Source organism: Pedobacter sp. BAL39 (assembly GCF_000170795.1).
Classification (GTDB): Bacteria; Bacteroidota; Bacteroidia; order Sphingobacteriales; family Sphingobacteriaceae; genus Pedobacter.
On record NZ_ABCM01000015.1, the window covers coordinates 105,285 to 119,577 of the forward strand.

Below are 14,293 nucleotides of genomic sequence, written 5' to 3' on the forward strand. Positions count from 1 at the left end.
AACCCGAACAAAGGTCCGGGTATCAGCAAATGTTTCATTTGAAACTTTTATTAATGCTATGGTATAGGTTTCTGGCAGTGTAAGTACCGGGATCTATAATTCTCCTGACCGTCATCAATGGGTAGATTTCATCACGTCTGGTCGACAGGATGAAGGCGGCTTTAAAACCGTGTTCTTCCAGTTTATGCAGCTCTGATGCCTTGGATACACCATAGGGATAGGCAAAGTAAGTGATTTTCTTTCCGGTGATCTGCTCTAGTTTTTTGGTCGGCTGATCAATCTGGATATCCCAGTCCTCCGCTGTAAACTGACTGAAGTTTTTGTGGTTCCAGGTGTGACTGGCAATCACGTGACCTTTGTCTGAAAGGTCTTTGATCTGTGTTTTGCTCATATATCTTGGCCGGCCAATGGATACGGTCATCAGGAAGAAAACACCCTTAAAGCCATATTTTTCCAATGTCGGTGCACCTACAGTATACTGGTCAAGGTCTGTATCATCAAAGCTGATCATAATGGGTTTTTCGGGTAAGGCTTTACCAAATTTCAGGTAATCGTACAACTGGTCCGGTAGGATGGTATGGTAACCGCTGTCGGCCAGCATCTTGATGTGTTCCCTGAACTTTGCTGGTGGAATGATGTCGTCGTGCGCCCTTTTGGAATCACTGGCTTTCCAGTCCCTGATCTGATGGTAACACAATACCGGAACTTCTTTTTTTGCTAGAATTTCGGCCGCAGAAGCTGCTTTACCATTGCCGATGGCAGCAGTGTCGGCTCCTGACCCAGGTTGCTCTTCCGACGTACCCTTCTGAGCAGTGGTCAGTGTGTCATTGCCGATAGCTCCTGTGCGCGCCTGTGATGAATTGCTGCATCTGCTGAAGATCAGCACCGCAGACAGTCCCAATATAAATAATCCGCTCTTCATTTCGGTCTAAAAGCTGTTACGAATGCTGTTACTCAACGTTTTTGCGCTCCAGTAACCACTGGCGATGATTCTGCGGATGGTAAAGAGCGGATCGTTTTCATCTCTTTTTGTCGCCAGGATGAAGGCCGATTTCATCCCCCTCTTCTTTAGCTCAGGAATGGCCTCAGGATTCCATAACCCAAAAGGGTAAGCGAAATGATGAATGGGCTTTCCGGTAATCTCCTCCAGGGTCTTCGTCGGTTTCTCGATTTGGGTTACCCAGTCCTGACCCTGGTATTTCTTCACGTTGTGGTGGTCCCAGGTGTGCGATCCGATCACATGCCCCATGTCAGAAAGTTCTTTCACCTGCGCACGACTCATGTAATTTGGCCTGCCCAATGAAACGGTCATCACAAAGAAAACTCCTTTGAAGCCATATTTTTTCATTTCCGGAGCGGCAATGGTAAACTGGTCAAGGTCGGTGTCATCAAAAGTCAGCATTACCGGTTTTGAAGGAAGTGCTGTCCCATTGTTGAGGTAGTCGTACAGCTGATCCGGCAAGATGGTATGATAACCGCTGTCGGCCAGCATCTTAATGTGCGCTTTGAATGCCTCCACCGGGACAATATAATCTTTTGCAGTTTTGGAATCCTTCGGACGCCAGTCGCGGATCTGGTGATAACATAAAATAGGCACCTGCTTTCGCGCAAGGATGGTTTTCGCATCAGCCACTTTCATCTTCATGATGTCGCCGATAGGGGCTTGGCCACCATCGGACGGGTTATTGGGATCTGCTGCAACAACGCTGGCACTGTCTTTTCCGTTGCCATCGGTACTTGTTGTCTGGGATTTTGACTGGCAGCCTGCAGTAAAAATCATTGCTGCCGCAATCATAGGTAATAGCTGAAATTTCATTATGATGTATTTGTTGCAAAACTATAAAATCGAAGCTGATTTATGAGAATAATTATTTGCCTTAAATATTGGTCTTATTGCAGGCATGCTGGTTTTTCAAGTTCGAACTGAGGACGCTGTACCCGGTTCAAATCAGTTTATAGGGTTCAGGTTCTTCCTGGGCAGCATCAGAAGACAAACTATCGCATTTATTACATAGGTATAGGCGTTCATCAACTGAATAATCAATATTTTTAGGCCAAAATCCTAATACACATACATGAAGAAAATTTACTACCTGATTTTTACGGTGTTTGGTGTCAGTGCTAATGCCTTTGCGCAGACAAAAACATTCACCATCACCGAGTCGGTTACACCGGCACCTGTTGCAAATTACCAGTTGGCCTCTCGCTTTTCACCTAATAAATTAAAAAAACTGATTTACTCCACGGCAGTAGATCCGCATTGGCTGAAGCTCAGTAATCGCTTTTGGTATGAGTATGAGACGCCTGCGGGTAAGGAATGGTACCTGGTGAACCCGTCTTCCAAACAAAAGCTAAAAATGTTTGACCGTGATCGGCTGGCGGCGGAGATCACCACCATCATGCGTGACCCTTTTGATGCACAACACCTGCCCCTGGAGAACCTGAAGTTCTCATCCGATGAAAAGAGCATCACCTTCGAGCTGAAGAGCAGCATTGATGAGCTAAAAAAAGACCGTAAGGATAAAAAAGCCGCTGACTCCATGCAGAAGAAAATTTTCTTCTTCAACTATGAATTTGCAGGAGCGAAGCTCAGCGAAATACCCAACTACACCAAACCAAAGGCTAAACCTTCCTGGGGCGCAGTAGCACCGGATTCCTCCGCAGTCATCTTCAGCAGAAACTACAACCTCTACTGGATGGATAAGGCAAATTACCAGAAAGCGGTAAAAAATGAAGAGGACAGTACGATTGTGGAACATCAGCTTACGAAAAACGGCGAGAAATTTTACGCCTACGGCAGCAATGGTGATGGAGAAAACAACGAGGAACAGGAAAAGAACAATAAAAAGAGAAGGAGGGCCTTCGTACTGTGGTCGCCAAATGCCAAATATTTCATCCTCAGCCGTACGGACTCCCGGAAAGTGAAAGACCTCTGGGTCATCAATAACGTAGCCGCAGGAAGGCCTACTCTGGAGACGTATAAGTACCAGATGCCGGGTGAAGCGGAAGCTCCTGTTGATGAACTGCTGTTGTTCGACTTTAACGCCAAATCGTTCAAAAAGCTGAATACTGCGGCTTTCAAAGATCAGAGCACCGGGGTGTTCTCCGCACCACAGCTGAATAAGGACCGCGACAATGAGTTCAGGCCGTCATTGTGGCTTGGTGACGACAGCAGGTTTTATTTCTCACGCATCAGCAGGGATCTTAAAAGGGCCGATATCGGTACCATCGAGGTGAATAGCGGCAAGGTGACCGTGCTGATTGAGGAGCGTTTCAATACCTATGTGGAGCTCAACAGACCGGCGGTGGTTAATGGCGGTAAGGAACTGATCCATTGGTCTGAACGTGACGGCTGGGCGCATTTCTACCTCATGGATGGAAATGGCAAACTCAAAAATCAGATCACCAAAGGAAATTTTCATTGTGAGGAGATCGTGAATGTAGATGAGAAAAACAGGGTGCTTTATTTTACTGCCAATGGCCGAGAAGTTAAGGAAGATCCCTATTATCTGCACCTCTACCGCATCAACTTTGACGGTTCCGGACTGAAATTGCTGAATGCGGGCGACTTCGACCATGCCATCAGCATGAATGATGAGGCTAAATTTTTTGTGGACAATTTTTCCAGGGTCAACACCGCACCAAAATCGGTATTGTCCGACAATAATGGCCGTGTAATTATGAACCTGGAAACCACAGATTTGTCACTGCTCATGGCCACTGGTTATAAATTCCCTGAACCATTTAAAGTAAAAGCTGATGACGGCATCACCGACATCTATGGCGTAATGTATAAACCTTTCGACTTCGATCCGGCAAAGAAATACCCGATCATTGAGTATGTATATCCTGGTCCGCAAACTGAAGCCGTAAATAAGGCCTTCAGCAAAAGCATGGACAGAACGGAACGCCTCGCTCAGTTCGGATATATCGTTGTTACGGTGGGAAACAGAGGTGGAAATCCGGCACGTTCCAAATGGTACCATACCTACGGCTACGGTAACCTCCGCGACTACGGACTGGCAGATAAAAAGGCAGCGGTAGAGCAGCTTGCCGACAGATATCCTTTTATTGACGCGAGCAGAGTGGGGATTACCGGGCACTCCGGCGGAGGCTTCATGTCCACCGCCGCCATGCTGGTGTATCCTGACTTCTTCAAGGCTGCAGTGTCCAACGCTGGAAATCATGACAATAGCATTTACAACAGATGGTGGAGTGAGAAACACCATGGTGTGAAAGAAATCGTTTCCGCAAAAGGCGATACGACCTTCAAGTATAGCATCGATAAAAACCCTGATCTTGCAAAAAATCTTAAAGGGCACCTTTTACTGATGACCGGAGATGTAGATAACAACGTACACCCTGCAAATACCATAAGGGTTGCGAATGCGCTAATGCGGGCCGGTAAAAGGTTTGAATTTGCCATCATACCCGGACAAAGACATGCTTTTGGCGACCTGACAGAATATGCGTTCTGGAAACTTGCAGACCATTTTAACAAATACCTGATCGGTGATTTTACGACACCTCAGCAAGTAAATATCACTGAAATTGACCGCGAGATCGAGCTGAAAAAATAATAAAAAAACAGATGTGTTTTTCGTTCCCAAATCTATGAAGGAAAGATTTGCACGTTCTCAAAACACATCTGTTTTTTTTGGAATTTCTCCATGCCGGTCCGAAGCCGGTTAAGTTGCGTAACGGAGTTTTTTTGCTGAAAAGCTTGAATGTTTGAAGGTCGCAATTTGCGGCCTTTTTTGGATAAGTCTGTATTGTTTTTTGCGGCGCTGTTTTTTACTTTGCCGCTTATTTTTGTGTCGTTCCTGTTTTTTTACCCGCAAATGTGCGACGCATTTGTTTTCCGGAAGATCCATCCGGAGGCAAGATGTTGGTGTTGCTGCTTTGCCTGTTAATCGATCCCAGGTGTTCTGCCCGGTTAGTTGATCCCCAGTTTCTTTTTCAAGTCTTTTGATAAGGCTGCTTTAGGTACCACAAGGCTGACGGTATTGATGGCGAAATAGGGCTCTGATACCTCAATGTAACCCTTGAACGGACCGACCGGACCCCAGGAGTTTTTCACCTTGAAAAAATATTTTCCATTTGCAGATTGATCCAGGCCCACGAGGTGCATAAGGTGATCATCCTGAGTCGTCAGGTTTTCATACAACTGCTGACGAAGTGATGCGGAATAGGCTTTTTCTTTGGCATCGGGGTTTAGCGGATTGGCCTTTACATCTGCATCATTTTCAAATAACAGCGCATAACCGTTGTCCTGCTGGAAATCGTTGTTGCTGATATCAGCATCCCACATTACGGTATACCCATCTTTTAAGGACGATTTGGTCAGGTCGATCATTTCTTCTAAAGGGAGGTTGTAGAACGCACCATTTGCGAAGTTGTCCGGTGCCTCAAGCACAAATTGAGTATAATAGGGGTGGTGAGTGAAGGAACTGATGCTGACATAATCGTTAGCGTCAAATTTCAACACCTCCTTTGCAAAGGTGATGGGGGTATAATTTTTTCCTTTATAGTCAAAGTTGGCTGGCGGTGTACCCATTTTTTTATTGAGAATGGCTTCATAGCCCTGGAGCCAATTTTTATCTAAAGGACGTTTTTTCAGTACATCATCAAGGTATGTTTTCAATTCATCTGCAAGTCCGCTATGATTGGGTACTTCACCACTTGCACCCTGGAATACCTCCTGTGGCAGGGCTCCATAAGTTGCGGTGGCATGGATCAGATCGTGACCAAGTCCGCCTTCACTAAATTGCGCTTTGCCCTGTCTCAGGATATAATTTTTTGCTTTTTCAATGTAGACACCACGTGTAGTAAACATCTCAGAAAGGTTGAACTCCCCCAGTCCACGGCGCATTTCCTCAGATTCAATAAGGGAAGTCGTAGAATAGTTCCAGCAGGTACCTGATTGCCCCTGATCTTTAATATTGGTCGAGGCATTATCTTTAATGGTCTTTAGAGGCGTTTGTGCTTGTGTGGAAAGGACTAATCCTAAACCGCAGGTGATTAAGAAGATTTTCTTCATGTTGATCTGTTGTTGAAGCAACTAATTTAGGGATTTTTCATACCGTTTTTATCATCTGAGCTCCGCGATCTTATTTTGGCCATGTTTTACAGCCCTGCTGCCCTTCGGATGCTGATATGACCACTCCGCAAGCCTTAAAACAAAGGAACACATCAACCCAAACTCCCCCCACAAAAAAAGTACAGCCCTGCCCCACTTAGCATTCCACTTTCCTCCAGTAGGCACCAACAAGTAACATTTATGGACCATCGTCCTCTGCAATATGATATAGTAAGATGCAGAAATAAAACAGGTGTTCTTTTGAGGACGTGCAAATCTTTTCTTCAAAGATTTGGGGACGAAAAAAACACCTGTTTTATTTCAATTAACAAAATCATTTTTGCTTGTTTAAACGTTATATGGTTATGAGATTACTAGTAGAACGAAAGCCGGTAAAGGTATATCCAGATCCTAAGAGAGTCATTGCCCGTTTTTTCTTTAATGGAGATGAACGTGCTGAGGAGGTGGTCAAGCATGTTATGTCGTTGACAGACAAGCAGGTGTTCGGGATTATATCACCTTTGCTGCAGGAATATTCCAAGCGGCACCGTAACATCACCAAGATCCTTACGCGTCATTGTAAGAAGGTGATGCGTCGTATTGAGGCGGCCGGTTTTGATCCGGAGTCGTTGGATAAGTATCAGCGTTTGCTGATTGGTTCATACTTTACGCATGAGTATTCCATTGAATCTGCTGCATTTTTCAATCCATCGATTGTGGAAGACCCGGATCAGACCGAGCTCGTAGAGGGTGAAAAACGCGTCATCATCAGCTTCAGGGCGGTAGGTGAAGGGCATATCTCGTCAGTTGTGTTCAGAAGGGCTTTGATTGATAGAGACAACAACATCACGGTAATCCCTGCAGGTAACTATATCGATGAGGCAGAGGTCGTAAAAAATGCCGTTTACAATAAGAAACTGTTTCTGAAGAAGGCGATTGATTCCAAAATTGATGTCGAGGTACTGGACGAACTGGGAGGAAAGCTGGAAGATAAGTTCGATTATGCCACACTGAGAAAAATTATCATCGACGGCAAGAGCCTGCAGGAGGACGACCTGAAGAAGTTACAATATGATAAGATCCTGTGGTTATCAGATACCTATCATGAAATCAGTTTCTCCAGGGATACTGATATATCTGACAGGGTGATCTTCCCGATTTCAGAATTTGAGCGCAAGGGGATAGAGGATGCACGTTTTGTAAGGTTCACGAAGGACGACGGGTCTGTAATTTATTACGCCACTTACACCGCTTTTGATGGAGCGATGATCATGCCTAAGCTGTTGCAGACCACAGATTTTTACGATTTTAAAATCAGCCCGCTGCATGGCGTGGGTGCGCAGAACAAAAACCTGGCCCTATTTCCGAGGAAGATCAAGGGTAAATATGTAATGATGTCACGTATTGACGGATGGAATAACTACCTGATGTATTCAGATAAACTAACGGTATGGGACAACCCGGTGAAGCTGCAGTCCCCAAAATTCCCCTGGGAATTTATACAGATTGGGAATTGTGGTTCTCCGATAGAGACGCCAGATGGCTGGCTTGTCATTACCCATGGCGTCGGGCCTATGCGCCGCTATTGCCTGGGCGCAAGTCTGTTTGATCTGGAAGATCCTTCGAGGGAAATTGGACGACTGGAGGAGCCCTTGGTAGTACCGAATAACGATGAGCGTGAAGGTTATGTGCCGAATGTTTTGTATTCCTGCGGGTCCATCATACACAATGGTGAGCTGATCATACCTTATGGACTATCCGATTATTGCTCTTCATTTGCTTCGGTAAAAATAGACCTGGTATTAGAGAAACTGAAAAATTCGGCCCTGGCGATACTTAACGAAGACGAGCAGGTCATTCAGCCTTCTTAAAGAAGATATTGAGTGTTTGAAGAGAAACTTTAGGATACATTTGACTATGGTTAAAGATCATCATCCTTCGAGCTTAAGCAAGATTGGATGATGATCCGTATTTAAATGTGATCCATACTTAAATATGGTCCGTTTTTAAGATATGATGGTAGAGGCTCAGATAGTCTGCTACCATTTTTTCTTTAGAGAACTTTTCAGCTGCCCATGTGCGACAGTTCTGCCGGTTTATGGAGGAGGTGTTGCTGACAGCCGCTACGGCTTCATCCACATTTGAGACGAGAAATCCTGTATGCCCATGATCAATCAGTTCCGGCATGGAGCCTTTGCTGAAGGCAATTACAGGAGTGCCACATAACATGGCTTCAGCAACGCTTAGTCCGAAAGGTTCTTCAAAGTTAATGGGGTGTAGCAGTGCAGCAGCATTGGACAGGAGCTCATTACGCTGTTCGGGGCCCGCAGATCCCACATAAACAATATCTGCACTCAATCGGGGAGCAATGCGTTCATTATAGTATTGCGCATCCTGGATGATGCCAGCAATGAGCAGTCTCCGCTTGCTTTGGATGGCAATATCGATCGCCTCAGCTGTACCTTTATCGGGATGAATCCTGCCAAAGAACAACAGGTATTCCTCTGGCGTCGGATTGAAGCCGAAGTTTTTCACTTCAAGCCCATTGTAGACTGTCGCGAGGTATTCCAGCGAGGGGTGGCGGTTGGAATCGCTGATAGAAACATAATGGCCATTTGTGTTGTACTTTTGGTAAACAGGCAGAATCTTTTCCGAGGAGAAGCCATGTATGGTGGTGATAAACGGCGTTTTCGTTAATTTGGAATAGCTGAGCGGCAGGAAGTCATAATGATTGTGAATAAGGTCAAACTCCGATGCTCTTTCCATCAGGTTGCTGATGTGAAGGCATTCTACAACTTTTGCGTCCAGGCTGCGGTCCTCCTCATATCCCATCCCAATTACAGCATCTAAATTTCCGGACGTAATCGAATCACCTGTAGCAAACAAAGTGACGTCCAGGCCTTGTTGAACCAGGCCTTCAGTAAGGTTGGAGGCCATTTGTTCCCAGGGACCATAATGGCGCGGAGGAGTTCTCCACGCCACAGGTGATAATACGGCTATCTTCATATGTCCCTAGAAAGCACCTTTCTGCACAGCCATCAGGTCGCCGCTCTGGATGTATTGGTATTCAGATTCCAGCGCCTGAAGGATCATCAGATGGGAGATCCAGTACGCGAGGGTACTTTCTGCGCCCTGGTTCCTGTTGACGCCATAAGTTTGCAGACCATCGCCGCATCCTTTGGTTTCATGGTCATACAATGGCAGTTTCAAGCTGTTTTCGCCAAGGAACCATTGATAAGAGAGGTTCATCTGTTTGATGTAGACGAGGTCTTTGGTGATCTCGTAGGCTTTGAAGTACATGAGCACCATGGCCATGGTTTCAATCGCCTGCTGGTCGTATAACGCCATTTCACCTCCGTCCCTGAACAGCCAGCCGTCGTTTCCAACTGGTGTCAGGTAACCTTGGATCAAGGTCTTCTGGGTCAGGAATTCCATGCTTTCCAATGCAATGTCAAGTGATTCCTGGTCGTGGTTCACTTCATAGTTGCAGAGCAATGCAAGAGGCAGGATACCATTGTCGTAGGTCATCTTTTCCTCAAACCAGTGCCAGGCTCCGATTTTATTGTTTTTATATGCATTTTTCAGGGGCTCCACCAACATGGCCATCTGATTGCTGATGTGCTCATCGTGTGGGTGGGCTTCCATATATTTCGCCAGCCCGATCATGGTATTTCCAATGCCGCGCAAGTGTTTCAACGCTTTGAAATGAGGCACGGATTTCAGGAAAAGGTCCTTTCCAAATTCTCTGTAGGAGTTGTTGGGCGGATTGCTGATGAGGTATCCCAGTGACCAGATGGTACGTCCGAAAGAATCTTCAGAACCCACCTCATCGAGGTAATTGCGGTTGAAACTGAGGAAGTTCCTGAAGTTACCGTCATCACACTGCATGTATTGGATATAGCTGAGGTAGATCGGCAGGAGCTCCAGGGCTACTTTACTTTTATTCTGCTGATAGGCAAGTATGGCCAGGATGAGCGCTCTGGCATTGTCGTCCAGGCAATAGCCTTCTTTCAGGTTAGGGATGCCATATTTGGCATGTTGTACAATGCCTGTATCGTCAGTTAAGCGTTGGACATGGGCAAGGCTGAAGGCTGGCATCAGGTCAGGATCGATGATCTGTTTGCCTGCTTTTTCCATTTCCAGCAAATATTTCGAAATCGCCTCATCGAGGACATCCACAAATACCTGTCCTGTGCTTGGCCACCTCAGGTGCAATCCGTATTCATAGGCGTTGCCCTTCAGCTCGCTTAATTTTTGTTTGTCGGACAGCAGCTCGTTCACATTGTTGGCGAGCGCATGACTGTCTTTAAAGTCAAACAGGCGGCCGCGGTTGTCTGCGAGCAGCTCCTGCGCGTGCCAGTAAGGGGTGGAAACCACTGCCGCTCCGGCGCCAACGGCGTAAGATAAGGTACCACTCGTGATCTGTGCCTCATTCAGATAGGGGGTGATGTACATATCACAGGCGGTCAGGTAGTCGAACAACTCGCCTTCAGAGACGAATTTATTGATGAATGTTAGATTTTCCTCTACATTGAGCTTCTGCGCAAGACGTTTTAGACTATCACGGTATTCCTCTCCCGAATTACGCACCACACCAGGGTGCGTAGTACCGAGGATGACGTACATGACATCGGGATGCTGGGCTACAATTTCGGGCAGCGCTTCAATAACCGTTTCCAATCCTTTGTTTCTGCTGATGAGCCCGAAGGTAAAGAGTACTTTTTTTCCTTTGAAAGCAAGCGATTGTCTGACAGGGTTGTCTGTTTTTGCTTCCAGGTCCGGCACCCCATGTTCAATCAGTTGTATTTTAGCGAAGGGGATACCGTAAATGCCGGTTAAAAAACCTACAGCACGGTGGCTCATCACCACAATTCTCGAGGAATACTTGGCAATTTCCCTGATAATGGTCAGCTGCATGTAGCTAGGGTCTTTCAGGATGGTATGAAAGATCGTAATCAGCGGTTTTTTCAGTCGTGCGAGGAGTGGAAGGATATATACACCACTTTCACCGCCAAAGATGCCGAACTCATGCTCGAGAATACAGGCGTCGGCGAGGCTGGTGTTGATGTAATCTGCTGCGCGGATGTAGTCTTTTTGATTTTCCTGTCTGATGATGTACTTTACCTCCTTCGGGTATTCGTATGTTGTGATGCTGTCAGAATCATTCATCGCGACCACAAAGCTGTCCTCAGAGACGGCACTTTTATCGTGCCCTATTGCCCTCATCAGGTTATGGTTAAAAGTTGCGATGCCACACTCACGGGGTGGGTAAGAGGATATATATGCGATTTTCATGGAACTTGATTTGTATTATTGTAGTAAATAACACGCTCTGGAACGCAATTGTTTTGCAGTTCTATTTAGATAATACCAGAAAAACTTAAACAAAAGTATGCTTATCTTTGGGCAATATAGCCCTTTTTAACTGAGTATAACTACTGCGAATAAATGAGTACAACTAATGCGGCCCAAAAGGCGGTCGAGACTACCGTCTTTCCGATCCTTTTTGCCATCAGCTTCTCCCATCTTTTGAATGATACGATCCAGTCGCTGATCCCGGCGATTTATCCGATAGTTAAAAATTCGTACCACCTGAGCTTTTCACAGATTGGTTTGATTACGCTGACCTTCCAGATGTCGGCTTCTCTTTTTCAGCCTTTTGTAGGGCTGTATACCGATAAAAAACCACAACCTTATTCACTCGCTGTAGGGATGGGATTTACCCTTGTAGGGCTCGTTACCCTGTCGATGTCCACAGGATTTTACATGATGCTGCTGGCTGTTGCATTGGTGGGTACAGGTTCCTCGGTTTTTCACCCGGAGGCATCAAGGATGGCGCAGGCCGCATCCGGTGGGAAAAAGGGGCTGGCACAGTCGATCTTTCAGCTGGGTGGTAATGCAGGAAGTTCGCTGGGACCATTGTTGGCCGCCTGGATCATTGTACCTCATGGGCAGACCAGCATCATCTGGTTTTCACTGATGGCATTGCTGGCTATCCTCATCCTGAGCAGGGTAGGAGCCTGGTATAAAGGTGTGCTAATGAAGATGAATGCCCGCAAGCAGGGCAGTGCTGCGGTTGTTGCCAATACCTTCTCGCGTGGCAAGGTGATCTTTGCGGTTTCCATCCTGCTGATCCTGATCTTCTCCAAGTATTTCTATATGGCCAGTCTGACGAGCTATTTCACCTTTTACCTGATTGATAAGTTCCATGTGTCGGTGCAGAGTTCGCAGGTATACCTGTTCGTGTTCTTGGTTTCTGTAGCGGCAGGTACCCTGGTGGGTGGCCCTGTAGGAGACCGTTTTGGCAGGAAATACGTCATCTGGTTTTCTATTCTCGGAACGGCACCTTTTGCCCTGATGTTGCCTTATGCTAATTTATTCTGGACCGGCGTATTGATCGTTCCGATCGGCATGATCCTGGCCTCTGCGTTTTCTGCCATCCTCGTGTATGCGCAGGAACTGATTCCTGGAAAAACGGGACTTGTGGCTGGTTTATTCTTCGGCTTTGCCTTTGGTATGGGAGGTATAGGCTCGGCACTGCTGGGTAACCTTGCCGATCACGCAGGTATCAACTACGTGTACCACATCTGTTCTTTCCTGCCGCTGATAGGCTTGCTGACCGGGTTTTTGCCGAATATCGAAGTGAAGAAGAAGGGTTAGTATAACAATCCGAATAACCAGAGCGGGATTTTATTTCCGAAACCTATTTCTATTTCGTCAGCCGCAATGAATGCAGCCTCAACACCTGCGATCTGTTTATAGGTTTTTTTCTTTCCTCCGACTTCGATGACATGTTTCCCATTGATCAGGAAGTCTCCTTTTTCGGCGAGTTGTACCTGATGTCCTGCATTTCTCAGTTGATTGAGGAGGAAAGTTTCCCTAATGGTTCCTATGTCAGGGTGCGTGTCCAAAGCATAACTTAGGTTGGTGTTTTCCAGATAAATTTTGTCGGGCTTCTGTAATGCAGCAATGCCCTGTGTAGGACGATTGATCAGGTTCAGTAACCTTGCACTCTGTAGATTTTGAAGAAAATTGTTCACGGTATCTCTGCCTAAAGTTAGCTTTTTAGCTATCGTGGCGATGTTTGGTTCGAAGGGAGCAGATTCTGCAGTAACAGCCAGGAGTTTCTTAATCTTAGTGGCGTGTGTAGCAGAGTAATTCTGTATGAAGGCCAGGTCATGAGAGATAGAGGCATCAATTACTTGGTACAATCGGGTCAGGTAGTCTGCCTCTTTGTTTGTATTGGTAAATGGAAGGTAGCCACTGCTGATGTACTTTTTAAAGAATGAGAGGGGGTACTCCAATTTGTCATAAAGTGATCTTGCGATAGTCATGTGCTGCTCAAATAGTTCTTCAAGTGTAAATACAGGTATTTTTATCTGATGAACAAGTTCCAGGTACTCTCGGAAAGACATTCCCGGAAGCTCATAGCTGAGTACCCTTCTGCTCAGATCGGATTCTCCTCTATAAATATCCAGAGCAGACGAAGCTGTAAAGATCACCTTCATTCCCGGGTAGCCATCGTAGATGTTCTTTAACTCCCTCGACCAGTGGGGGTACTTGTGGACTTCATCAATATACAATTCTCGCCCTCCATTTTTACTCCATTCGTCTGCCAGATCCAGAAGTGTATGGTTATAGAACCAAGGATGGTCAGCAGAAACATATAGACTTTTTTGTGGTTCAGGACTATGATACTTGAGGTGCTGTAATATTAGGGTTGTTTTCCCTGCTCCCCGAAGACCTTTTATTGCAATCATCCTTTGTTCCCAGGGAATAACCTGGTGTAAAAACCTAAAGAAATGTCCTTCGGTATGGGCTAATAAATTCTGCTGGTAAGTAATTAATAATTCCATTTTTGACTAGCTATAAGTCAAATATACTGATTTTGACTTGAATCCAAGTCGATTTAAGTACATAATTGACTTGGAGTCAAGTCAATTTATTGTTTTTAGGTATTGCAAATACTGTAATTACTGGGGAAGAAATTCCTGGAATAGTCAAGATAATTTTTTCGCGGACGTGCTTTTCCAAACATGCCTACCTTCGTGGAACAATTATTAATGTGTTCCTATTTTAAATCCCTTCTTCGATTAAAGTTTGAGATTATAAGTTGTAGCTCTGGTATGTACTTTAATAAGTAGTGATGTGTATATTCCGCTGCATATCTTTCCTGAACACCCAATGCGATGCCCTCCATACTGATTCTAGCCC

9 protein-coding genes are annotated in these 14,293 nt (G+C 45.7%); 3 read left to right on the top strand and 6 right to left on the bottom strand.

Annotated elements, in window-relative coordinates; all coding sequences use genetic code 11:
• Positions 1–34: 34 nt before the first annotated feature.
• Both PBAL39_RS17780 and PBAL39_RS17785 read right to left on the bottom strand, forming a co-directional pair.
• On the bottom strand, positions 35–922 hold the full coding sequence (locus PBAL39_RS17780) for a polysaccharide deacetylase family protein (protein WP_008244093.1): 888 nt from the start codon (positions 920–922) through the stop codon (positions 35–37).
• A gap of 6 nt (positions 923–928) precedes the next feature.
• Positions 929–1,816 carry a polysaccharide deacetylase family protein gene (locus PBAL39_RS17785; protein ID WP_008244095.1) on the bottom strand — a complete coding sequence of 296 codons (888 nt, stop codon included), beginning with the start codon at positions 1,814–1,816 and terminating at the stop codon, positions 929–931.
• A 259-nt stretch (positions 1,817–2,075) separates the two neighbouring features.
• Here PBAL39_RS17785 and PBAL39_RS17790 point away from each other — a divergent pair, with 259 nt between their 5' ends.
• Positions 2,076–4,580, top strand: coding sequence for a DPP IV N-terminal domain-containing protein (locus PBAL39_RS17790; protein WP_008244096.1), 2,505 nt, complete (start codon positions 2,076–2,078; stop codon positions 4,578–4,580).
• Between the two features lie 356 nt (positions 4,581–4,936).
• Here PBAL39_RS17790 and PBAL39_RS17800 read toward each other — a convergent pair whose 3' ends face one another.
• The gene (locus tag PBAL39_RS17800) at positions 4,937–6,040 is read right to left on the bottom strand and encodes a C1 family peptidase (protein WP_008244099.1); all 1,104 of its coding nucleotides are present in this window, start codon (positions 6,038–6,040) and stop codon (positions 4,937–4,939) included.
• Between the two features lie 404 nt (positions 6,041–6,444).
• Between PBAL39_RS17800 and PBAL39_RS17810 the strand changes: the two genes are divergently transcribed.
• Positions 6,445–7,950: a glycoside hydrolase family 130 protein gene (locus tag PBAL39_RS17810; protein WP_008244103.1), complete on the top strand. Its 1,506-nt coding sequence runs from the start codon at positions 6,445–6,447 to the stop codon at positions 7,948–7,950.
• A 118-nt stretch (positions 7,951–8,068) separates the two neighbouring features.
• Here the strand turns inward: PBAL39_RS17810 and PBAL39_RS17815 are convergent, their stop codons facing one another.
• The gene (locus tag PBAL39_RS17815; RefSeq protein ID WP_039867007.1) at positions 8,069–9,085 is read right to left on the bottom strand and encodes a glycosyltransferase family 4 protein; all 1,017 of its coding nucleotides are present in this window, start codon (positions 9,083–9,085) and stop codon (positions 8,069–8,071) included.
• Positions 9,086–9,091: 6 nt separating this feature from the next.
• On the bottom strand, positions 9,092–11,374 hold the full coding sequence (locus PBAL39_RS17820) for a glycosyltransferase family 4 protein (RefSeq protein ID WP_008244107.1): 2,283 nt from the start codon (positions 11,372–11,374) through the stop codon (positions 9,092–9,094).
• Between the two features lie 153 nt (positions 11,375–11,527).
• Between PBAL39_RS17820 and PBAL39_RS17825 the strand changes: the two genes are divergently transcribed.
• Entirely contained in the window at positions 11,528–12,739 is a 1,212-nt protein-coding gene (locus PBAL39_RS17825) for an MFS transporter (protein ID WP_008244109.1), read from the top strand.
• Here PBAL39_RS17825 and PBAL39_RS17830 read toward each other — a convergent pair.
• Complete coding sequence (locus PBAL39_RS17830; RefSeq protein ID WP_008244111.1) at positions 12,736–13,935, bottom strand: ATP-binding protein; 1,200 nt, start codon at positions 13,933–13,935, stop codon at positions 12,736–12,738. The two genes, PBAL39_RS17825 and PBAL39_RS17830, sit on opposite strands and share 4 nt — an antisense overlap.
• Positions 13,936–14,293: the final 358 nt, after the last annotated feature.

What these genes read in the sequence shown, in the direction of transcription:
- PBAL39_RS17780 (WP_008244093.1), bottom strand. Translation starts at nt 922, where the DNA reads ATGAAGAGCGGATTATTTATATTGGGACTGTCTGCGGTGCTGATCTTC.
- PBAL39_RS17785 (WP_008244095.1), bottom strand. Translation starts at nt 1,816, where the DNA reads ATGAAATTTCAGCTATTACCTATGATTGCGGCAGCAATGATTTTTACT.
- PBAL39_RS17790 (WP_008244096.1), top strand. Translation starts at nt 2,076, where the DNA reads ATGAAGAAAATTTACTACCTGATTTTTACGGTGTTTGGTGTCAGTGCT.
- PBAL39_RS17800 (WP_008244099.1), bottom strand. Translation starts at nt 6,040, where the DNA reads ATGAAGAAAATCTTCTTAATCACCTGCGGTTTAGGATTAGTCCTTTCC.
- PBAL39_RS17810 (WP_008244103.1), top strand. Translation starts at nt 6,445, where the DNA reads ATGAGATTACTAGTAGAACGAAAGCCGGTAAAGGTATATCCAGATCCT.
- PBAL39_RS17815 (WP_039867007.1), bottom strand. Translation starts at nt 9,085, where the DNA reads ATGAAGATAGCCGTATTATCACCTGTGGCGTGGAGAACTCCTCCGCGC.
- PBAL39_RS17820 (WP_008244107.1), bottom strand. Translation starts at nt 11,374, where the DNA reads ATGAAAATCGCATATATATCCTCTTACCCACCCCGTGAGTGTGGCATC.
- PBAL39_RS17825 (WP_008244109.1), top strand. Translation starts at nt 11,528, where the DNA reads ATGAGTACAACTAATGCGGCCCAAAAGGCGGTCGAGACTACCGTCTTT.
- PBAL39_RS17830 (WP_008244111.1), bottom strand. Translation starts at nt 13,935, where the DNA reads ATGGAATTATTAATTACTTACCAGCAGAATTTATTAGCCCATACCGAA.